Source organism: Pantoea sp. Taur (assembly GCF_009830025.1).
GTDB lineage: Bacteria > Pseudomonadota > Gammaproteobacteria > Enterobacterales > Enterobacteriaceae > Pantoea > Pantoea communis.
This window is the reverse complement of record NZ_SZZZ01000003.1, coordinates 349,087-371,197: the sequence shown is the minus strand read 5'-3', so window position 1 is coordinate 371,197 and position 22,111 is coordinate 349,087. Positions and strand designations below refer to the sequence as shown.

Here is a 22,111-nt window from a genome sequence, read left to right as displayed (position 1 = left end):
ATTTTACTACATTTTATCGACGCTCGCCTCTCACTCTCCAGTGTCGTTAATATATTTGAGGCATTCATTTATTTTAATTAAATTAAGGTATTCTTAATTTTCATCGGAATAATACGTTTACTGCTGCCTCTTTTGTGAAGGGGTAAAGGCGCATTCACGCTTTGCTTCGTGACCTGTTCTGGATTACTCTCGCGCTGCGTGACGTTGCGAAGGTCGCGTTTGGCAGCGTAACTTACTTATTAACAAGGTGTTTTAACCGTGACTGATTCCGTGCCTAAAACCAGCAAGCGGCCCTACGATCTCTACGGAGAGCGTTTTCACACCGCTAAACATCAGCTCACGCCGCGCCTGTTTAAAGTGGCGAATTACATCCATCAGCACCGGAGTGTGGTACTGGATAAAACCGCGCTGGGCATTGCCATCGATACCCAAACCTCGGATGCCACAGTGATCCGCGCCATTCAGGCGTTAGGATTCTCCGGTTTCCGCGACTTGAAGATTGTGATGGCGGAGTTCCTGGGCGTCACACAGCGCTCGCCGGCACGCGTGGCTTCCACGGTGAATGCCTTGTCACAGGATGCCAAAGGCAGTGTTGATTTTGTGCTGGATAGTTATCGTATTAGCTGCGATATGCTTGCCTCCAGCGCCAATCGCCAGGCGATTCAGCAGGCGATCGACCTTTTGCAGCAGGCGGATCGCGTGGCTATTTTCGGCATTGGTGCGTCTGCAATACTGGCCGACTACACAGCCCGTCTGTTCAAACGCAATGGCACATCCTCATATGTCCTGAATCGCACCGGCATTGCCCTCAGCGAACAAATTGCCGAGATGCGCCATGCCGATGTGTTGATCATGCTGGTACAAAGTAGCGCGCATCCGGAAGGGCTGGTAACGCTGGCCGAGGCTCAGCGGCTGGGAATGAAAATCATTGTGCTCACTGGCGCGCCAGACAGCATCTTTGCCCAACGCTCTGATGTCACCATTGAGATCCCCCGCAGTCGCGACGCGGATAAAATGCCGGTACATGCCACGCCAATGATCTGTCTGGAAATTTTAGTGCTGGGGTTGGCGGCCACCACGCCGGTTGCCACCATGGAAAGCATGAGCAAACTGTATGAGATCAGTAATGCCTTGACGCGCCCCGGCGCGCGCAAAACCAACAAGTCCTGAACCTATTGTGGAAGCGAACATGACCAGCGATTCTCCTCTGCTTGAAGTGCAGAGGGTTACTTATGCTATGCAAGGGCGAACCTTACTGGCACCTGTTTCACTGCAACTTAACGCAGGTGATTTTTTGCTGCTGACCGGGCCCTCAGGCAGTGGAAAAAGCACGCTGTTGAAGATTCTGGCCTCGCTACTGGCCCCCACCGCTGGACAGATCCGCTTTGAGAACCGTGATATCGCCATGATAAAAGCCGAGCTGTATCGCCAGCAGGTATCGTACTGTTTTCAAACGCCGCAGCTGTTTGGCGAGACAGTGTATGACAATCTGGCGCTGCCGTGGCAAATCCGGCAACAGAAGCCGCCACGCGAGGCGCTGATGGCGTCTCTGGAGAGCGTGCATCTGGATGCTGAGATGCTGGATAAACCGGTTGAACAGCTGTCAGGAGGTGAGAAACAGCGCGTAGGTTTACTGCGCAATCTGCAATTCCTGCCCAAAGTGTTGCTGTTAGATGAGGTGACGAGCGCACTGGACGAAGAGAACAAGACGGTTGTCCAGCAGCTGATTCAGCAGCGGGTGCAGGAGCAACAGTTGGCGGTGGTGTGGATCAGTCACGATCCCGATGAGATCCAGCATGCGGAGAACGTGCTGCGACTGACGGCACCGGAAAGAGGAGAGTTGCATGAGTCAGCATAATATTACCGACTGCTCACTGCTGCTGTCGCTGATGCTGGTGATAATCGCACTGATCATCAGCCAGAAAGAGAAGCTCGGCATGAGCAAAGACATCATCTGGAGCGTGTGCCGGGCCATTGTGCAGTTAGTGATTGTGGGTTACGTGTTGAAGTCGATCTTTGACCTCAATAACCGTTGGCTGACCATCCTGATGGTGCTGTTTATCTGCGTGAATGCGGCACTGAACGCGCGCAAACGCAGCCGTAATATTGACCATGCGCTGACGATCTCTTTCGTGGCGATCACCACCGGCACGGCGCTCACCCTCACCATTTTGCTGTTGAGTGGCGCCATTGAGTTTATCCCGATGCAGGTGATCCCGATTTCCGGCATGATTGCGGGCAACGCGATGGTGGCGGTGGGTCTGTGTTTCACCAATCTCAATCAGAGGTTTAGCGATAATCGGCAGAAGATTCTGGAGATGCTGAGTCTGGGCGCTTCGGTGAAGCTCGCCTCGGGTCGGTTGATTCGTGACAGCATCCGCGCGGCAATGATCCCGACAGTCGATGCTGCAAAAACCGTGGGGCTGGTGAGTCTTCCCGGCATGATGTCAGGATTGATTTTTGCCGGAATCGATCCGGTGAAAGCGATTAAATACCAGATTATGGTGACCTTTATGCTGATCGGTACCGCCAGCCTCTCGACCATCATTGCCGCGTATTTGTCGTATCGTCGTTTCTATACTGCGCGTGCACAGCTGAAGATCGGGATTTAACTGGGTAGGGCGCGGCCCTCAGGGCCGCCCTGAATGTGAAGATTACTCCTGAAACCGCAGTGCCACGCCAAAAGCATGCTCAGCACTGACGATAAGCGCGGATTCCTCTTCGTGGAACGGGATATCGCCCAGCAGCAAACTGGCTTTCACCTTGCGCAGATCCACACTGCGTAAGCTCAACGCCGCCATGCGTGCACTACCGTTGTAATCGGGTGGTAATCCGGCGAAACGTTGTGTGACATAGCCGGCAGCCGCGAAGCGCACCGTCGCCACGCCGGCTTTTAATACGAAGGCACCTTGCTGGCAGGCGGTGAGCGCATTAGCCCCAAACAGCCGACTGTAAGGTTGTGCTGCCGCCGCAGGATCCTGCGCCACCACCACAAATTCGACAATATCAGTCACGCCATTGGGATGCTGACGCCATGTATCCTGCCATACCGCGTGTGGGGTCTCGTGCTGGCAGAAGAAACTGCGCCCATTCGGCACCAGCGCGGGTCGTAATTGCACGGTGCGGAAACGTGCCTGATCCTCATTGCCATCCGGCAACTGCACCGGACGGAAGAAGCTGGCAGGCAGAGCGCCATCAATGTCCTGGCTCTCAAGATAACGCCATACTGCATCGGCATCCTCGGTCTTCCACACCAACCCGCTCAGGCCAATCGGTGACTGCCACACATCCTGACGTAAACTGGCACGCCCCGGCTCGAAGCCGAGCAGCTCAAGATAGTTATCACCAAACACGGCCAGATGGTTACTGGATCCGAGCGAATGATGGCCGCGTTTGGTGAGCTGAAACCCCAACCGACGAAACAGCGCACTGGCCTCATCTAATTGATCGGCCACGTTGATCACCACGTGATCCAGCCGGGGAATCGGTACGGGAATCGCCATCGCTTTCCTCCTTGCTCTTATGGTCACCGCGCCCATGCTGGCGCGTCCGGTTCGGATGCTGACAGTGGCTGCCAGTGGACGTGCGTTTCCGCGCCAAAACCGGCGGCAATGCCGGCAATCAGGGTGGTGATTTGCTTATCGGTGTGCTGATCCTGACTGCGGACGATGCCCTCGATCTCCGCTGTCTGAGGCAGCACATTCCAGCTGTTACCGGCCGTTAAGCGCGTAATACCCAGCGTCCATTGGCGATGACGACTGGGGAGTGCATAGAGCGCAGAAACGATATGGCTGCCGATCACAATCACATCAATGCCTTCATGTGGCCGTGCGGCATGCGCGCCTTTACCGGTCAGGGTGATGTGAAAACGCTGCGCGGAGTGGGTTTGCCCGGTCATGGTCATCCTTGTGAGTGTTCAGGTAAAAAAGGCTCGCCCAGCGTCAACATCAAACGGTTTGCCCAGGCAAAGAAAGCAGCGGACTGGATCACATCAAGCAGTTCCAGCGTGGTGAAGCCCTGATCGCGTAATGTCTGCACCTGTTGCAGGCTGGCGGCAGCGGGAGTGATGGAAAGCGTCGCGACCAGGTCAATAATCGCGGCCCAGCGTGGTGACTGACCGTGTGCCAATTCTGCGCCCGGTGCAACATTCAGCAGCTTTTGCACTGCCGCATCGTCTTTTGATAACTGGCTGGCTTTACGCGCGTGGACCGAGGCGCAGAAGATGCAGCCATTCACTTTACTGACCACGGTGGCCGCCAGTTCACGCTCGGCACGCGGCAATCCTCCAGCGGTGTAAAAGATGCCTTTGTCGGTCAGCGTTCGCTGTTCCAGCAGCGGCAGATGACGTGCCAGCAGGCGGAAGTAATCGGAGTCGCTGTGGCCGTTTTTCTTCAACGTAGCCTGTTCATCGGCGGTAAATTCGTTGAGCGGTTTGGCTGCCAGCCAGGGTTCCCAGCCTAACTCTTGCTGGGTAAAGGCGGTGAGGGCGTTTTGGCCACTCAACGTCAACGGTGCATCGTGCCACTTGCCAGCCACGGCGTGCGCTTGCGCGTCACTCTGCTCGCCGTTGAGCAGGCGTAAACCGGTCAGTAAACGACTCTGGAAGCTCACAAAGGCGATTAACTGTGCGAGGGTGACGATGCCACGCGGTGCCCAGCCAGCGCTTTGCAGGTTTTGAATGTGTTTGGGCGCTGCATCCACCGGGTGCAAGCTGAGCAGTTCGGCAAAGGCGTGACCGGCCGCAAAGCGCGCGTCATGTGCCTTGTTGTTCACCTGTTGCTGATAATGCGCCTGTAAGCGGGTGGCGCCGTGCCAGTCGGCGACCTGCGCGGCTAAGGCAAACCGCCATTGCAGCGGGAGATCCGCATCATCTTCACCAAACAGCACCTCATAGCTCCCTTGCGTGTGCTGAGTGGCAGCCTGGCGCTCGTTGCGTGCTAACGCGAGTTGCGATGCGGGATCGATATCCGCTAAGGCGGCGAGTAAATCAACGGGTTGAGACATCATCTTCTCCTGTTAAGCCTGTTCCAGAGCACGCAGCTCTGGGGCGATGTGATCAGCGATTAATTCAATGGAACGCAGAATGTCGGCGTGTGGCGGATCGATCGAGTGCACCTGGAAGGTGATATCGGTGACACGTTGCAAGGTGGAGTCGGCGCGCAATGACGCCAGGACGGAAGGTGCATCGCCAAAGTGCGCATCAAGCTGGCGCGCATGGCTTTCCAGTGTATGGCCAGTGATGACGTGGCCAGCAGCCTGAAACTGCTCAGCCTGGCGCCGCAATCCTGGCTCTGCGAGACGACGCGCATAGTCATTCGAATCGGCAACAAACGCGGTGCGCGAGGCGAGTATGCGCGGTGCAATACCGGCCGGTAACGCGGCCAGATAGGCATCGATCATTGGATTTTGTATCGCCTCCAGCGGCAAATCAGGCTGGCCTGGCGGACGCGGTTGCGTGCGTGACAACATCAAGCCATGGCCAGCAGCGCCGGCTCGCGCGGCACCCTCAACCGAGAATGTGGCGATCCACACGCGCTGTGCCAGCGTTGGCGCGGGCGGGTAGAGATGATTATCCGGATGGGCCAGCGTATCGCCGCGCCAGGCGCTAAGCAGCGTGTGCAGCTGGTCGGCAAACACACTGGCGCGTTGATCGATGGTCAAGCCAAAGGGCAGGAAAGAGGTTTTTGTGCCGCCCGATCCCAATCCGACTTCCAGCCGCTCATGACTGAGCAGGTCTAATACGGCAGCATCCTCTGCCACGCGCAGCGCGTTTTCCATCGCCAGCGTAATAATGCCAGTGCCAAGACGAATCGTGCGGGTGTGCGCGGCCACGTGGGCGAGGAAAACCAGTGGCGCAGGCAGACCGCCTTCCTTCTCATGGAAATGATGTTGAGCGATCCAGGCGCTGTCGAATCCCAAACGTTCGGCGTGCTGAATCTGTTCGGTGGCGAGGCGATAACGCTCTTGCGCCGATACCTCATCCAGCAGGCGGGTGAAAAAGCCAATGCGTTTACGCGTCATGCAGACTCCTTAATCAGCGGACGGATAGCGGGGATGGCGTCAATGAGTGCACGGGTATAAGTATGCTGAGGTGCGTTAAATAATGTGACGGTGTCACCTTGCTCAACCACTTCCCCCGCCCTCAGTACGGTCACGCTGTGCGCAATGCGGCGCACCGTAGCGAGATCGTGGGTGATAAACAGATAGGTTAATCCCAGTTCCTGTTGCAGCTGTTGCAACAACTGCAGGATCTGCGCCTGTACGGTGACATCCAGTGCTGAAGTGGCTTCATCCAGCACCAGTATCGCCGGTTGCAGGATCAGTGCGCGCGCAATCGCCACGCGCTGGCGTTGACCCCCGGAGAGTTCACGCGGTTTACGTGTCAGTAATTCCAGCGGTAGTGCCACTCGCTGAGCCACGGCTTCAACCCGCTGGCGACGATCATCGGCACTGAGTTTTTCGAAATTACGCAGCGGTTCTTCGATTATGGCAAACAGCGTCTGGCGCGGATCCAGTGATGCAAACGGATTCTGATACACGAACTGGATTTTGCGTCGGAGTTGGCGCAGCGCTTCACCGCGCAGCGCACTGGCATCAATGCCGTCAATCACCACGCGTCCGCTGTCAGCCTGTTCAAATCCCAGCAGAATGCGCGCCAGCGTGGTTTTACCAGAGCCGGATTCACCGACCAGTGCGTGCGTGGTGCCGCGTGGCACTGTCAGGCTGACCTGTCTGGCGACCTGTAACTGCTGTTGTTTGCCAAGTGAGAACTGCTTGTTGATGGCTGAAAGCTGGATCGCGGGTGTCGAAAACTTTGCTTCAGGTGAAATCGCCAGCGCCGTGTGGTTCGGTGAAGCATCTTGCAGCAGCTGGCGCGTGTAAGGGTGCTGAGGCGCATTAAACACCTGAGCGGCTGGCCCTTGTTCCTGAATCTCGCCGTGACGGAATACCAGCAACCGGTCGGCGCGTTCAGCCGCCAGCGCCAGATCGTGCGTGACAAACAACACCGCAGTGCCCGACTCACGGCGCAGCACATCCAGCAGATCCAGAATGCGTTTCTGCACCGTGACATCCAGCGCGCTGGTGGGCTCATCCGCGATGATAATTTGCGGTCGCAAGGCGAGGGCGATCGCAATCAATACCCGCTGCTTCATGCCGCCAGAAAGCTGATGCGGATACTGCGTCAGTCGCTGTTGCGGATGGCTCAACCCGACTTTTTCCAGCAGTTCCAGTACACGCTGCTGGCGCTCAGACTTGCTGATTTTCTGATGCAGTTGCAGCATCTCACCCACCTGATCGCCGATGGTTTTCACCGGGTTGAGTGAGTTGCCGGGATCCTGCGGTACCAGGCTGATACTGACGCCGCGCAGGCTGTCCATACGTTTGGCTGACCAGTCGGCAATATCGGTGCCGTTTAACACGATCTTGCCGCTGTCGCGGCGACCATTTTCGGCCAGCAGGCCAATGATCGCCTGTGCGGTGGTGGTTTTACCGGAGCCGGATTCGCCGACTAATGCCACCATTTCGCCTGCCTGCAAGGTGAAGCTCACGTTGTGCACCACTTCACGCCACTGCCCGCTCTGTTGATAGCTGATGGAAAGATTTTCTATTGCGAGTAATGCTTTCATGCGTCACCTCCGGCGATCTGTTGGCTAATGCGATTCGCCGCCAGCACCACGGCCACCACCACAATGCCTGGGAAGGTGGTGAGCCACCAGGCGGTGGCCAGATAGTTACGCCCTTCAGCAATCAGTAATCCCCATTCTGGCGTAGGTGGCGGTGTGCCATAACCCAGGAAACTGAGGGTGGAGAGCGCCAGAATCGCCTGACCAAATTGCAGTGCGGCAAAGGCAATTACCGCCGTCAGCGAGTTGGGCAGAATGTGGCGCCACAGCACCTGCCAAAAGCTGCCGCCGCTGCCGTAGGCCGCTTCGACATATTCGCTGCGCCGCACACGCACCACTTCACCACGTGCAAGGCGGGCAAAACTGGCGATGGAGGCAATCCCCACGGCCAGCGCGGCATGCACTGTGCCAAATCCCAGCAGAATCAGTACGCTGAGTGACAGCAGCAATGAGGGAATCGACAGCAGCACGTCAACCAGGCGCATCAGGGTGTTTTCCGTACGCCCGCCTACCGCGCCCGCCAATACGCCCAGCGTGATGCCGCCAATCAGGCCCATCGCCACGGCGGCAAAGGCGGCGGACAGTGACTGTGAAGCACCGTAAACAATACGGGCAAACAGGTCGCGGCCGAGCTGATCGGTCCCGAGCCAATACGCGGCCTGCGGCGCTAAACGTTGCGCGCCGGGCACCCCTTGGGTCGGGTTGTAATGAGTCAATAATCCTGGCGCGAATGCCGCTAATAGGGCCAGCAGCATCACCGCCCAGGCCAGCCAGAGTCCGGGCTGAATCTGCCAGCTGCGTTGGGTACGTGGAGTGGCGCCGCGCTGGCGGGCGGTGGCGTAATCGACGAGGCTCATCGGCTTCCTCCGGCGATAGGTTGCAAACGGGGATCGAACAGTGGCATCAGCACATCGACCAGCAAATTGATCAGGACAAAGGCCAGCGCAGAGATCATCACCACCGCCTGTAACACCGCGACATCCTGATTATTGACCGCCTGCTGCGTCAGTTGGCCGATACCGCTGAGACCAAATACGGTTTCGGTGATCAGCGCGCCGGCGATCAACTCGCCCAGTAGCAGACCGGCCACGTTGAGCACCGGCAGCAGCGCATTGCGCATCACGTGTCGCCACAGCACGCGATTGGCGCTGGCGCCTTTGGCTCGTGCCACCGCCACATAAGGCTGCGTTGAAATCTGGTCAATACTACGCAGCAGGATTTGTGCCAGCGGCGCGGAGATCGGGATCGCCACCGTGATCACCGGCAGGATTAAACCCTGCAATGGCGACGGGTTGATCACCGGTATCCAGCGCAACTGGAAGGAGAAGAGCTGAATTAACGCGATGCCGAGCCAGAAGGTGGGCAGCGAGATAAACAGCGCAGGAACGGATTGCAGCAACGAACGCAGCAGACGCAGTGCGGGCAAGCGAGACAGTGCCGCCAGCGCAAAGGCCAGTAACGTGGCCAATGCAAAACCCAGCACCGCCAGCTGCAGGGTGGCGGGCAGGTTGCTGATCAACAAATCGCTCACTGACACGCCTGCCTGTACTGAATAGCCAAAATCACCGTGCAGCATCGCCAGCAGCGTATGAAAATATTGCTGCCACAGTGGATTATCCGCGCCATAAGCCAGCCGCATCTCAGCGATCTGATCCGGGCTCAAGCCCAGATCCGGGTTCTGGAATTTAATCAGCACCGCATCGCCCGGCAGCACCTGCAGCAGCAAGAAGGACAGGGTAAACGCGGTCCATAATACCAGCACGCTTTGACCCACTCTTCGCAGCAGAGAACGTTGCATCATCAGCCTGCCTTAGTGTTTTTCCAGCCACGCGCCGTAGAACGAAGGACGACCCACCGCTTCAAAGCTCACGCCTTTGAACCAGGGAGCACCCGCGAACACTTGCGGTTCTTCGAAGATCGGGATCACGTAAGCCTGATCGAGCAGATAGCGTTGGACATCACCGGTCAGTGCTAGGCGTTTAGCCGGATCCACTTCCGCTGAGATATCCACCAGCAGTGCATTCAGCTTGTCATCGCGGAAGTTTTGCACCTTGTCGCTGGAGCCGCCTTTTTGCAGCAGCGCGTTACGGTTGGTGGGGTAGAAACTGCTTTTGATCACATCCGGATCGGCACGGCCAACTTCCGTGACGTTGAGCGGCGTTTTCAGCGGATCGAGATTATCCAGCGTGGCGCTGCCCGCATCGCCCGCTTTCACCGCTAAGGCGACGCCCACCTGACGCCACTGCTGTGCCACCAGTTGCAGAACTTCTTTGTTCTGCGGCTGTGGCAGGGATTCGTAGATGGCGAGGGCGAGTTTTTTACCCTCTTTCTCACGGATGCCATCGCTACCGACCTTCCAGCCTGCTTCATCAAGCAGCTGTTTTGCCAGGGTGGGATCGTACTTCAGCTTGTCGGCGAGGTTGACGTAACCGGCTGCAGAATGAGCAATAACCGACGTGGCCTGCGGATAGTTAGGCGAGAACAGTGTCTGCACCACTTGCTGCGCGTTGGTAGCGTGCAACAGCGCCTGGCGCACCTTCAGATCACTGACCAGCGCATTGTCAGGACGGAAGCTGATGCTGTCGTTTACACCGCGTGTGGGTGCGGCATAAATCGGGAAGTTTTGCTGCTGCGCCTGTTTTTCGTCATAGGCCTGCACCTGGCGGATAAAGTCTGCCTGGCCCGCCAACAATGCGCCGATGCGCACGCTATCTTCCGGCGTGACGATAATTTTGATGCCATCGAGATTGGCCGGGCCTTGCTGGGCGATATTTTTCGGCCCCCACTGATAATCTTTACGCGCGGTGAGATCGACTTCACGCCCGAGTTTTTCATCACTGACCACAAACGGACCGGAGCCAATAATATGGCGTGCGTCACCCAGTTGATCGAAGCTTCGTTGCAAAGTGCTTAGAGAGACTAAGCCAGATCCGATGGTCGCGGTGCCCTGTAAAAATCCCGGAGAGGGTTTTTTGAAATAGAACTTCACCGTCAGCGGATCGACAACTTCGCTGTGATCGTAGTTATTGATCACTTCTGAAACCGGCAAGCGAAGGGCTTTATTGCCGAGGCCGTAGGTATCAAAGTTTTTGGCTACCGCGTTGGCATCCAGCGGCGTGCCATCGGAGAAGGTGACGTCCGGACGAATTTTAAAAGTGTATTCAGTTTTATCGGCGTTGCTGCTCCAGCTTTCCGCTACCCAGGGTTCAACCTGCAGCGTCGTTGGATTCTGCCACGTCAGTTTATCGGTGATCTGGTTGAGGATACCGCCGTTGGGGTAGAAACCACCAGCAGGCGGATAAAGGTTGGTATGCGGTTGCTGTTCAAGATACACCAGCGTACCTCCCTTGACCGGAGTGTCCGCCGCGTGCGCGCTAAATATCCCTGTCAGCAGGGCTAAGCTTAATGCCTGCAAGTGAAAATGCTTACTCATGGTGAATTCCTTATGATTCAATAGCCCGGCGGGCGGATTTCATCATCAAATGCCGCACCCGCGAGGAGAACCAAGGAATTGCACTAAGCTTTTGCGAAAAAAATAAAATGAATGGACTTGTGGGAAATAATTAAGATTCTTCGCCGATTAAAAGTGGCGTTAACTCTCTATAATGTAGAGGTTTTATATTTATGGTTTACAGCTTGAGGGGCGTTTAATGAGAGCATATTGGATCCCGGTTTTAATGTTTATGCTGTCAGCGTGCTCAAGCTCCGTCGGGCATAATTTCGATAGTGCGAACATTCAGAAAATACAGACCGGTAAAACCACCAGAGCCGAGTTGATAAATATGTTTGGGCCGCCTGACTCTGAATCCCCTTATCCGGAAGGGCAACGCCTTATGATGTGGAAATACAGCGAAACCCGTACGCTGGATACTACCGCAGGCAAGACACTTACCGTGCAAACCAAGAATGGCCGGGTGTTTACTTACACATTGAGTAAGAGTTGAGGGCAGTAGAAGTTGATGCCTGGTAAAACCATGCAGTACACCAACGATAATCTGACCTCAACTTGAAAACATTACGGATTGAAACCAGGTTCACCCCAGTAATTTATCTACCTACACGCGCCCTAAGGGATTCTGGATAACGCTCGCCAACCACATCGATAGCCTGAAGAGCTGTGGTGATTTTTTGTATTTCATGCGTGTTTAACGCTACTTGCGACGCCCCTAAATTTTCTCCCAGGCGATGCAATTTCGTCGTACCAGGAATAGGCACGATCCACGGTTTTTGCGCCAGTAACCAGGCAAGCGCAATTTGTGCAGGCGTTACCCCATTTTCGGTCGCGATATTTTGCACCAACGTCACCAGTTGCAGGTTGGCTTCCCTGGCTTCGGCAGCAAATCGTGGCACTTTGCTGCGAAAGTCATCTTCTCCAAATGTCATTTGCGCATCTATGGTGCCGGTAAGAAAACCTTTACCGAGCGGAGAGAACGGCACAAAACCAATGCCCAGTTCTTCAAGCAAAGGCAGGATTGTTTCTTCCGGCTCACGCCACCACATTGAGTATTCGCTTTGCAATGCGGTCACCGATTGCACGGCATGAGCACGCTTAATGGTCTCTGGGCCTGCTTCAGAAAGGCCGAAATGTTTAACTTTCCCTTCCGCAATTAGATCTTTAATCGTCCCCGCGACATCCTCAATGGGTACGTCAGGATCAACCCGATGCTGATAATACAGGTCAATCACATCGGTTTTCAGGCGTTTTAATGAGCCTTCAATCGCCTGGCGAATATGATCCGGTCGGCTGTTGAGGTTCTGCTGCTTATTATCATCGCCAAAGGTAAAGCCAAACTTGGTGGCAATCACGACTTTGTCGCGATAGGGGGCTAACGCTTCGCCCACCACCTCTTCATTGAGATAAGGACCATAAACTTCCGCCGTATCAAAAAACGTCACGCCCTTTTCGTAGGCGCTGCGGATCAGTTCAATGGCATGCTGCTTGCTTACCGCAGGGCCGTAGCCATGACTCAGGCCCATACACCCCAAGCCAATTGCAGAGACTTCGAGCTTAGTGTTTCCAAGATATCGTGTTTGCATTGGTCACTCCTATAAGTTTGGAAGCAAGGGATTAGACATCGAGTTTTCGACCGGTCAGCCACTCAACCATGGCCGGATCGCGATGCGAGAAGAAGGCGCTGGTTGCGGTATCCAGTGCGGTAATGCGGCCCATTTCATCGCTGCTTAATTCGAAATCGAGCACGTCAATATTTTCCGCCATACGCGCTTTGCGCACTGATTTTGCGAGAGACACCACGCCACGCTGGAAGATCCAACGCAACACCACCTGGCCCACACTTTTGCCATGCTTTTCGCCTATCGCAGTCAAAACCGGATGCTGGAACAAACCGTTTTTACCTTCGGCAAAGGGCGCCCATGCCTCTGGTTGAATGTTTCGACTCTTCATCCATGGCACCGCATGCAACTGCTGCTGAAAGGGATTGACTTCAATCTGATTCACAGCGGGCACAACCTTATTAAAGGCGATGAGATCGGCCAGGCGATCGGGATGGAAATTGCTGACGCCAATGGCTTTAATTTTGCCCGCTTCGTACAACTCTTCCATCGCACGCCACGCGCCATGCACATCGCCGTACGGTTGGTGGATCAAATAAAGATCGACATAGTCCATCTGCAGCCGGTTTAAAGAGCGTTCAAACTGTGCTTTAGCGCCTTCGTAGTTTGTATCTTGTAGCCACAATTTGGTGGTCACAAACAACTCGTCGCGCGCTATGCCGCTTTGCTGGAGCGCATTACCTACCTGCGTTTCGTTTTGATAAGAGGCCGCTGTGTCGATTAGGCGATAGCCGGTTTCGATAGCATCAATCACTGCGCGTTCGCACTCGGTGGCATCCGTCATCTGAAACACACCAAAGCCCAGCAGAGGCATATCGAGACCGTTATTAAGTTTTACTGTCTGCATGAGATTACCCTTTCGTGAATTTCGAAAAGCATAACGTCAGGAGATTGATTTGATTAGACCCTGTAATCAGCTAGGGTTTATTAGTTCAATTCATTAATAAACCCCGGCGGTTACGCTACTGCAGATTTTTTTCTTTTAAAAACTGACTCACCAGATCGGCTATTTGTACATTGTTGAGATCCGAGAAGGGGAAGTGGGTATTTCCTGTAATGCCAATCTCCGGAAGATGGATGACTTTCACATCTCCACCGTGTTTGTTCACGGCATCGCGCCATTGGCGAGCCATTGCCAGCCGCACACGCCAACTGTCCTGCGCTGGCATTGCGCTGGGTTTATCCGGGATATTATCTCCATAGATAATCAGAATGGGCATTCTGGTTAAAGCCATAAACTTATCAAGCGCAATTGACTCGCCCTTGAGCGTATCGAACGCGCTAGGCATTGGGGCCGGAAGTTCATTTTCGGGGAAAACAAAGCCGCTTCCAGGTTCAAAAGCGACTATCGCTTTGACCTTGCTATTCTTGATGGCGGTATACCAGCCAGGGCCGCCGCCCTGTGAATGGGTGAATAATATGGCAGGGCCGCTTTTGTCGATAACAGCGGACATGGCATCGGAGATCACATTGACGTCAAACGGTCCGGTATTCGGCGTCATTTGGCGGAAATACTGGTTCAGTGCCTCTTTATCCTGAGAAAACTGCACACCTTTAAAAAATGTGGGCCATACACCAAGGCGGAACTGATTGAACCATAGTTGCTCATCCGGTTTCGCTGTCAGCGTGGCGGCTATTGTGCTGCGCCCAGCACTGCCGCGGCGTGGTTGATCAACCAGATAGGTGGTGAATCCCCGACGGAGGAAAAGGTTCTGAAATCCTTCACGGCCATCTGGCGTGCTTTCCCAGGTTCGCGAGAACTGTCCTGCGCCATGGAGCATGACGATGGGATATTTGTGTGGATTTTGAGGTATTTGATAAAACACCGCTGCGTGGTCGCCGTGATACGTCTGGCCTGCAGAGTCCAGTGGTTTTCTTGCATCAAATTCCCCTGGCGCAGTAACTACCGTGCCGCCAGCAGCAAAGCTTCCTTGTTCCGCTATTACCAAGGGGGCAGCTTTCGACGTGGTGACAAAGCCTGTAACCAACAGACAGATCCACCAGGCACTTAGTTTTCTTCCCATACATTTTCCCTCTTCATATATAACCTCAGCGACGAATCGCTGTTAGCCAGTGAGTGACGGTTTCGGTGGTTTTCCTTTCCTGATTGCATTCGATAACCAGCGGTTTTTCTCTTTTTGCCGTGGCTGCCAATGTGGAGAGAACCTCTTCACTGTGACCCACCCCGTAACCACCATGGGTGATAAACGGGATAATCAGTTTGTTGTTCCAGTCACCACGACTGAGAAAAGTCTGCACGATCGGTGGCACCGTCATGCCCCAAATCGGAAAGCCAAGATAGACGGTTTGATAGCTTTCAAAATTCCCGACACTATTTTTTAATTCCGGTTTGAAATTTTGACCGCTTTGTTTTTTTGCCTGCTCAACCGTTGCGAAATAGTCTTCGGGATAGGCAGTGGCCGGTTCAATTTCGAACAGGTCAGTGCTGAGATGACGATGAATGACACCCGCAATCACGCGGGTGTTACCACTTCGGGAAAAATAGGCCACCAGCGTAGTGTTGTTGCTTTGTCCGTTGGACGTTCGGGCCTCTGCGTGGGGGAGTATAGAACTGGACAGTGCCACGCCCGCCAGCGCAGTGAGCAACATTCTTCGGTGGGCATCCGGTGAGTCGGACATCATTTCACTCCATCGGTCAGAAAGTTATTGAATAGCACTCAGCGCAATTTCTGCGCGTGCCGCAGCCTGCTCGTCGCCATCGGCCCGTAATATCTCTACGACCTGATGCAGCTGTTCTCGCGTTAACCCCACACGCAAGCTGGCACGGATATGCGAAAGCAATTGCGCTTCTACGCCCGGCGTGGCGGCTAGTGCACCTACAGTGGCCAACTCACGGCTTTGCCAGTCGAGGTTGTCACGGGCAAAAATATCGCCAAACAGATGAGCTTGCAGAAACTCATTGATCACCGGAGCAAACTCAAAAACAGGTCCTTTAACGGGCGCGCCTGATATTTTGGTTTGATTGTCGGTGCCCACCTGGCGTAATGCCTCTCCTACAGGAATTGGCTGGGTGGGTTCTTTGCCGGCCACATCTTTGATGCCGCGCTGTTTACGCGCTTCGGTGACTTTCATCAGCGCGTTCAAAGCATTCAGACTGCGAGGGAACCCGGTATAGGCATAGAGTTGCACCAAAATTTCTTTAACTTCATTCACCGTCAAACCGGCATCCAGCCCCTGCTTGAGTGCGATATCCAGTTTTGCCATGTTGCTGGTTGCCATAGCAGCAGCGATCGGTGGAATGGCTTGCTGGCGAACGGACAGCACCTTAGCCATCGTCGTGGCAGGGGCGGGCGTGTCAGCAGCAGCCGAATAAGGTGCCAGACTGCAACAGCTAATGACCATTAACCCGGCAGCCAACTGCTTAATTCGCGCGGTATTGTTCATCGGTCACTTTCTCCATCCAGTTAACGTTTTTTCCATCAACATTGCCTGTTACGGCGAGATGGGTCATTGCACTGTTGGCGCTGGCGCCATGCCAATGTTTCACGCCCGGTGGGCACGTCACCACATCGCCTGGACGGATAACCTGCACAGGTTGTCCTTCCTGTTGAGTTAACCCCACGCCTGACGTCACGATGAGCCGCTGTCCGGCGGGATGAGTGTGCCAGGCTGATCGCGCACCTGGCTCGAAGGTGACATACGCAGCCGATGCATTAATGGCGTTATCGGCGACAAACAGTGGATCAACCCGAACCTGACCTGTGAAGTTGATGGCCGGGCCCGTCACCGATTTTTGGCTGCCTGCCGGGGCAATATGGACGTCGTGCTCTCCAGGAAGAGAGGCGAAAGTGATGAAGGGCAGTAAAAGCCCGAGATAACCCCATTTAGCTGTCATGCAAGGCGTCCTTATGAGTTAAACGCGAAGGCTGCGTTGCAATGATTTTAACGAGGCTGAGATGTCCTCAGGCTGACGGCTTACTGACAATGCTGTCAGAATTCAGTGAGAAAGCAGGCAAGATGGCCTGCGCTGAGTCAGGAAATTGACCAGATTCAGATGTCAGAGCAAAGGTCAGGCCGAAGGTGTTGACGCCATTTTCACTGCGTGCGAACACATCGCCACGATGCATGATGGCGACATCAGGGAAAACGTGGCGGGCAAGGTCAATATTCATCCGGTGAAATATGATCTCCATGGCTTGCAAATCGCTGCCAACGTCTACACACCCGCGAACTACGATCCAGCGAAAAAATATCCGGCAATCGTGGTGGCACATCCCAACGGCGGTGTGAAAGAGCAAGTGGCTGGCCTATATGCGCAGCGACTCGCAGAACACGGCTACATCACCATTACCGCCGATGCGGCTTATCAGGGTGCCAGCGGCGGTATGCCACGCAGCGTGGATAAACCGTCTAACCGCATCGAAGATATTCACGGCATGGCGGATTACCTTAGTCGCTATCCCGGTGTAGATGGCGAACGCATCGGTTTGCTGGGCATCTGTGGAGGCGGCGGATATTCACTCAAAGCCGCCCAGACCGACAAACGTTTAAAGCACTGGCCACACTGAGTATGTTTGATTCTGGCCTGGTGCGGCGCAACGGTTATCAGGATTCACAGCTGGTGACGCGTCAAGAGCGTTTGCAAGTGGCCAGTGATGCTCGTCGTAAAGAGGCCTTAACCGGGGAAGTAACCTATTCCGGCGATGCCAATCTGACGGACGAGCAGATCGCCAAACTGCCGTTTGATCTCTATCGTCAGGGCTATGAGTATTACTGGAAAACCCACGCGCATCCGAACTCCACTTTTCGCTACACCACCAGCAGTCTGTTAGAACTGATGCGTTTTGACGCGCAAAGCAATATGGACCTGATCAATCAGCCTTTGTTAATGATGGCCGGGAGCAAAGCAGATTCGCTGTATATGACGCAAAGTGCCTTTAGCAAAGCAACGGGAACCGCGAACAAAAAGCTTTATCTGATTGAAGGCGCCACTCATATCGAAACCTATTGGGTGCCGCGTTATGTCGATCAGGCGATGAGCCAACTTGATCCGTTCTTCGATAAGAATATTTAGTCTGATGCTTCCCCGTGGCAGCGGCACCGCCACGGGGAATAATTTACCGCGTCGAATTCAAATACCAGCAGTAGAATTACGCGTCATCGTCCTCGTCATCTGTCTTGCCAGCAAAGCGGCTGCGCACCACCACAAAGAACACCGGCACAAAATAGATCGCCAGTAACGTTGCAGCGACCATACCGCCAATGACCCCGGTGCCCACCGCGTTTTGCGCACCCGAGCCGGCGCCGGTGCTGATTGCCAGCGGCATAACACCGAGGATAAACGCCAGCGACGTCATCAAAATAGGGCGTAAGCGCATGCGTGAGGCTTCAAGGGTGGCTTCGATGATGCCTTTACCCTCTTTCTCCGTCAGGTCCTTGGCGAATTCCACGATCAGAATCGCGTTCTTCGCCGCCAGGCCAATGGTGGTGAGCAGGCCGACCACGAAGTAGACATCATTGCTTAGACCTCTGAGCGTCGTCGCGGCCAGCGCACCGACCACACCCAGCGGCACCACCAGCATCACCGAGAAAGGAATCGACCAGCTCTCATACAGCGCGGCGAGGCACAGGAACACCACAATTAACGACAACGCATACAGCGCAGGAGCCTGATCGCCGGAAAGACGCTCCTGGTAAGACATGCCTGTCCAGTCATAGCCGATGCCGTCAGGTAACTGAGAGGCGAGTTGCTCCATCAGCGCCATGGCTTCACCGGAACTACGTCCCGCCGCGGGCTGTCCGAGGATCTCTACCGAAGATAAACCGTTGTAACGCTCCAGACGCGGTGAGCCATAAACCCATTGCGCGGTTGAGAAGCTGGAGAAGGGCACCATTTTCCCGTTGCTGGCGCGCACGTACCAGTCGCCCATGTCTTTCGGCATCATGCGATAGGGTGCATCACTCATCACGTAGACTTTTTTCACCCTGCCGTGATCGATAAAATCATTCACGTAGCTGCCACCCCAGGCGGCACTCAGCGTGGTATTAATATCGTCCAGCGTTACGCCAAGCGCGGTGGCTTTTTCCTGATCGATATTGATTTTGTATTGCGGGTTATCTTCCATGCCGTTGGGACGCACGGCGGTCAGAACATCGGGATGCTGACGCGCCAGATCCAGCAGCTTATTACGGGCTTCAATCAGTTTGTCATGGCCGAGGTTTGCCTGGTCAATCAGTTCAAAATCAAATCCCGTGGCATTACCCAGCGCAATAATTGGCGGCAGGTTGAACGCGACGACCGTACCATCGACGATGCTGGAAAAAGCCTGTGTGGCGCGGCTGACAATGGCATCGACTTTATTCTCCGCCCCAGCGCGCTGTTCCCAGTCCTTTAACCCTATGAACGCGATGCCGACATTCTGACCGCGTCCGGCAAAGCCAAAACCGTTCACGGTAAGCACGTTTTCAACGTTGGCTTTTTCCTGTGTCAGGTAATAGTCATTGATTTGGTCGAGCACTTTTTGCGTGCGTTCCTGCGTCGCACCCGCTGGCAGAATCGCCTGCGTCGCGAAAACGCCCTGATCTTCAGCCGGTAAGAATGAGGTGGGCAGGCGCATAAACAACACCGCCATCCCCACCACAATCACGCCATAAATCAGCAGGTAGCGGCCTGTTTTATGCACCATGCGGCCAACGGAAGAGGTGTAATGCTCCGCGCTTTGATCAAACTTACGGTTGAACCAGCCAAAGAATCCGCGCTGATGGCCGTGTTGACCCGGCTTAACCGGTTTGAGGATGGTGACGCATAACGCCGGGGTGAGAATTAATGCCACCAGCACTGAGAGCGCCATGGCAGAGACGATGGTGACTGAGAACTGGCGATAGATAACGCCAGTACTGCCGCCGAAAAAGGCCATGGGAACAAACACTGCGGAGAGCACCAGCGCAATGCCGACCAGCGCGCCCTGAATCTGCTCCATCGATTTACGCGTGGCTGCCTTGGGTTTGAGACCTTCCTCGGCCATCACGCGCTCAACGTTTTCAACCACCACGATGGCATCATCAACCAGTAGCCCGATTGCCAGCACCATGCCGAACATGGTCAGGGTGTTAATCGAATAGCCAAACATGCTGAGGATGCCGAAGGTGCCCAGTAACACTACGGGTACGGCAATGGTCGGGATCAGCGTGGCGCGGAAACTCTGCAGGAACAGATACATCACCAGGAAGACCAGGATGATGGCTTCGGCGAGGGTCTTCACCACTTCATGAATCGAGATGTTGATAAATGGCGTGGTGTCGTAGGGATAAACCACCTTCATACCCTGAGGGAAGTAGGGTTGAAGCTGCGCGATTTTGGCCCGGATGGCTTTGGCGGTGTCTAATGCGTTGGCACCGGTGGCCAGCTGGATCCCCAGCGCAGAGGCCGGTTTGCCGTTGACCTTCACCACAAAGTTATAGTTTTCGCCGCCGCGCTCGATGCGCGCCACATCATGCAGACGCACCTGCGATCCATCCGCATTCACCTTCAACAGAATATTGCCGAACTCTTCCGGTGAGGTGAGTCTCGTCTGCGCGATGATAGAGGCATTCAGCTGCTGGCCTTTCACCGGTGGCGCACCACCTAACTGCCCTGCGGCAATCTGCGCGTTTTGTGATTCGATCATGCTCATCACATCCACCGGCGTCAGTTGGAAGTTATTCAGCTTATTGGGATCGAGCCAGATACGCATTGCGTATTGCGAACCGAACAGCGTGGAATCACCGACACCGCTGATACGACTGAGAGGATCTTTGATATTTGAGCCAACGTAATCGGCGATATCTTCCATGCTCATTTTGCCGGTTTCATCGACAAATGCCGGTACCAGGAAGAAGGTGCTGGAGGATTTACGAACGGTAATCCCCTGCTGCTGGACCTCTTGCGGCAGCAGCGGTGTCGCCAGCTGCAGTTTGTTTTGCACCTGTACCTGGGCGATATCCGCATCGGTGCCATTTTCGAAGGAGAGTTTCAGTTCCAGCGTGCCGGATGAATCGCTGGTCGATGACATATACATCAGCCCATCCAGCCCACTCATATTCTGTTCGATCACCTGGGTGACAGTATTTTGCAGGGTAGTGGCATCGGCGCCGGGATAAGTTACGCGGATCTGAATAGCGGTCGGTGCGACGTCAGGATATTGCTCCACCGACAATCGCATGATGGAAATAGCCCCTGCCAGCATGACAATTATGGCCAGCACCCAGGCAAAAATCGGGCGATTAATAAAGAATTTGGACATCAGTGAGCAGTTCCTTGTGCAGCAGCATTGGCAGTCATATCAATCGGGGCGACACGTTGGCCGGGTTGAGCGCGCTGAATGCCCGAGACAATCACCCGTTCCCCGGCCTGAACACCGCCCGTCACCAGCCATTGATCACCTTCGGTTTGTGAGACCGATAGATTGCGAACTTCCACTTTATTGTCAGGACTCACCACCAAAGTGGTGGCATCGCCACGTGGTGTGCGCGTCACTGCCTGTTGCGGGATCAGAATGGCCTGTGGATTGGTGCCCTCATCAAGACGTGCGCGAACAAACATGCCCGGCAGCAAGGCGTGATCCGGGTTAGGTACGATAGCGCGCAGGGTGATTGAGCCAGTGGTCTGATCCACGGTGACATCAGAGAAGGCTAAGGTGCCCTGTTGCGGGTAGACGGAACCATCGGTCAGGATCACGTGCACCAGCGCTTTGCCGTTGTTTTGCTGCAACTGCCCTGAAGCCAGCTCCTGTTGCAACCGGAGGAAATCCTGGCTGGATTGAGTGACATCAACGTACAAAGGATCGAGTTGTTGCACGGTTGCCAGCGCATCCGTCTGGCCATTTTGCACCAGTGCTCCTTCGGTAACGGAAGAACGGCCAATGCGCCCTGCAATGGGAGCCGCAATGCTGCTCCAGTTGAGGTTGATGCGCGCACTGTTGAGTGCTGCCTTTGCCGAGTCTACGTTAGCGCGCGTCTGTGCTGCAGTGGCTTCCGCCTGATCCAGATCCTGACGGCTGATGTATTGCGTGCCGGCTAAGGGGCGATAACGTTGCAATGTGGCTTGTGCCATGCGGGCGTTAGCTTCTGATTCCGCCAGTGCGGCGCGCGCATTGTCATAAGCTGCCTGAAATGGCGCGGGATCGATTTGATATAGTTTTTGTCCGGCGGTTACATCACTGCCTTCGGTAAAAGCACGCTTTAATACCAAACCCGATACCTGCGGACGTACTTCTGCCACGCGAAAGGCAGAAGTACGTCCGGGAAGTTCGGTGGTAACCGGCAGGGATTGGGCATGTAGCGTAACCACGTTTACCTGGGGCGCATTTTTCGCCGGCGTTTCACTGCCCGTCGAGTTATCACAACCTGAAAGCGTCAATGCAATAAATGAACAGAATAGCGCACTGGGGGGTAGCGCCCATTTAATCGGCATT

At 54.9% G+C, this 22,111-nt stretch carries 19 protein-coding genes and 2 pseudogenes; 4 read left to right on the top strand and 17 right to left on the bottom strand.

What is annotated here, in order from left to right; translation table 11 throughout:
* Nucleotides 1–258 precede the first annotated feature (258 nt).
* From FD744_RS06365 to fetB, 3 genes are read left to right on the top strand one after another with little or no spacing between them, the layout of a single operon-like run.
* Complete coding sequence (locus FD744_RS06365) at nucleotides 259–1,170, top strand: MurR/RpiR family transcriptional regulator (protein WP_160867728.1); 912 nt, start codon at nucleotides 259–261, stop codon at nucleotides 1,168–1,170.
* A gap of 19 nt (nucleotides 1,171–1,189) precedes the next feature.
* On the top strand, nucleotides 1,190–1,858 hold the full coding sequence (gene fetA, locus FD744_RS06360; protein ID WP_160867727.1) for an iron ABC transporter ATP-binding protein FetA: 669 nt from the start codon (nucleotides 1,190–1,192) through the stop codon (nucleotides 1,856–1,858).
* Nucleotides 1,845–2,612: an iron export ABC transporter permease subunit FetB gene (fetB, locus tag FD744_RS06355; protein WP_160867726.1), complete on the top strand. Its 768-nt coding sequence runs from the start codon at nucleotides 1,845–1,847 to the stop codon at nucleotides 2,610–2,612. The genes fetA and fetB overlap by 14 nt, the downstream gene beginning before the upstream one ends.
* A gap of 42 nt (nucleotides 2,613–2,654) precedes the next feature.
* On the opposite strand, the gene FD744_RS06350 is transcribed toward fetB, so the two are convergent.
* The 15 genes and pseudogenes from FD744_RS06350 to FD744_RS25545 all read right to left on the bottom strand — a co-directional run.
* On the bottom strand, nucleotides 2,655–3,503 hold the full coding sequence (locus FD744_RS06350; protein WP_160867725.1) for a VOC family protein: 849 nt from the start codon (nucleotides 3,501–3,503) through the stop codon (nucleotides 2,655–2,657).
* A gap of 23 nt (nucleotides 3,504–3,526) precedes the next feature.
* Nucleotides 3,527–3,898, bottom strand: coding sequence for a peptidase dimerization domain-containing protein (locus FD744_RS06345; RefSeq protein ID WP_373424365.1), 372 nt, complete (start codon nucleotides 3,896–3,898; stop codon nucleotides 3,527–3,529).
* Between the two features lie 2 nt (nucleotides 3,899–3,900).
* Entirely contained in the window at nucleotides 3,901–5,004 is a 1,104-nt protein-coding gene (locus tag FD744_RS06340; protein ID WP_160867723.1) for an alkylhydroperoxidase domain protein, read from the bottom strand.
* A gap of 12 nt (nucleotides 5,005–5,016) precedes the next feature.
* Nucleotides 5,017–6,021, bottom strand: coding sequence for a putative FMN-dependent luciferase-like monooxygenase (locus tag FD744_RS06335; protein ID WP_160867722.1), 1,005 nt, complete (start codon nucleotides 6,019–6,021; stop codon nucleotides 5,017–5,019).
* Nucleotides 6,018–7,628: an ABC transporter ATP-binding protein gene (locus FD744_RS06330; protein WP_160867721.1), complete on the bottom strand. Its 1,611-nt coding sequence runs from the start codon at nucleotides 7,626–7,628 to the stop codon at nucleotides 6,018–6,020. The genes FD744_RS06335 and FD744_RS06330 overlap by 4 nt, the downstream gene beginning before the upstream one ends.
* On the bottom strand, nucleotides 7,625–8,482 hold the full coding sequence (locus FD744_RS06325) for an ABC transporter permease (protein WP_160867720.1): 858 nt from the start codon (nucleotides 8,480–8,482) through the stop codon (nucleotides 7,625–7,627). Before FD744_RS06325 ends, FD744_RS06330 begins: the two co-directional genes overlap by 4 nt.
* Entirely contained in the window at nucleotides 8,479–9,423 is a 945-nt protein-coding gene (locus FD744_RS06320; RefSeq protein WP_202403425.1) for an ABC transporter permease, read from the bottom strand. Before FD744_RS06320 ends, FD744_RS06325 begins: the two co-directional genes overlap by 4 nt.
* A 12-nt stretch (nucleotides 9,424–9,435) precedes the next feature.
* A complete protein-coding gene (locus FD744_RS06315) occupies nucleotides 9,436–11,058 on the bottom strand; it encodes a TIGR04028 family ABC transporter substrate-binding protein (RefSeq protein WP_160867718.1) in 1,623 nt (540 codons plus the stop codon).
* A 614-nt stretch (nucleotides 11,059–11,672) separates the two neighbouring features.
* On the bottom strand, nucleotides 11,673–12,662 hold the full coding sequence (locus tag FD744_RS06305; protein WP_160867716.1) for an aldo/keto reductase: 990 nt from the start codon (nucleotides 12,660–12,662) through the stop codon (nucleotides 11,673–11,675).
* Nucleotides 12,663–12,693: 31 nt separating this feature from the next.
* On the bottom strand, nucleotides 12,694–13,545 hold the full coding sequence (locus tag FD744_RS06300; protein WP_160867715.1) for an aldo/keto reductase: 852 nt from the start codon (nucleotides 13,543–13,545) through the stop codon (nucleotides 12,694–12,696).
* A gap of 115 nt (nucleotides 13,546–13,660) precedes the next feature.
* Nucleotides 13,661–14,722, bottom strand: a complete 1,062-nt coding sequence (locus FD744_RS06295; protein ID WP_160867714.1) for an alpha/beta fold hydrolase — start codon at nucleotides 14,720–14,722, stop codon at nucleotides 13,661–13,663.
* 25 nt (nucleotides 14,723–14,747) lie between these two features.
* Nucleotides 14,748–15,338, bottom strand: coding sequence for a flavodoxin (locus tag FD744_RS06290; protein ID WP_160867809.1), 591 nt, complete (start codon nucleotides 15,336–15,338; stop codon nucleotides 14,748–14,750).
* Nucleotides 15,339–15,362: 24 nt separating this feature from the next.
* Nucleotides 15,363–16,103, bottom strand: coding sequence for a carboxymuconolactone decarboxylase family protein (locus FD744_RS06285; RefSeq protein ID WP_160867713.1), 741 nt, complete (start codon nucleotides 16,101–16,103; stop codon nucleotides 15,363–15,365).
* Nucleotides 16,081–16,554, bottom strand: coding sequence for a cupin domain-containing protein (locus FD744_RS06280; protein WP_160867712.1), 474 nt, complete (start codon nucleotides 16,552–16,554; stop codon nucleotides 16,081–16,083). The genes FD744_RS06285 and FD744_RS06280 overlap by 23 nt, the downstream gene beginning before the upstream one ends.
* A 67-nt stretch (nucleotides 16,555–16,621) precedes the next feature.
* Nucleotides 16,622–16,795: pseudogene (locus FD744_RS25545) on the bottom strand (two-component sensor histidine kinase); the annotation flags it as partial.
* Between FD744_RS25545 and FD744_RS06275 the strand changes: the two are divergent.
* Nucleotides 16,781–17,733 (top strand): annotated as a pseudogene (locus tag FD744_RS06275) (alpha/beta hydrolase). The pseudogenes FD744_RS25545 and FD744_RS06275 sit on opposite strands and share 15 nt — an antisense overlap.
* Before the next feature lie 76 nt (nucleotides 17,734–17,809).
* Here the strand turns inward: FD744_RS06275 and FD744_RS06270 are convergent.
* Together FD744_RS06270 and FD744_RS06265 are read right to left on the bottom strand one after the other, a co-directional pair.
* Nucleotides 17,810–20,941, bottom strand: coding sequence for an efflux RND transporter permease subunit (locus FD744_RS06270; protein WP_160867711.1), 3,132 nt, complete (start codon nucleotides 20,939–20,941; stop codon nucleotides 17,810–17,812).
* On the bottom strand, nucleotides 20,941–22,110 hold the full coding sequence (locus FD744_RS06265) for an efflux RND transporter periplasmic adaptor subunit (RefSeq protein WP_160867710.1): 1,170 nt from the start codon (nucleotides 22,108–22,110) through the stop codon (nucleotides 20,941–20,943). Before FD744_RS06265 ends, FD744_RS06270 begins: the two co-directional genes overlap by 1 nt.
* Nucleotide 22,111 lies beyond the last annotated feature (1 nt).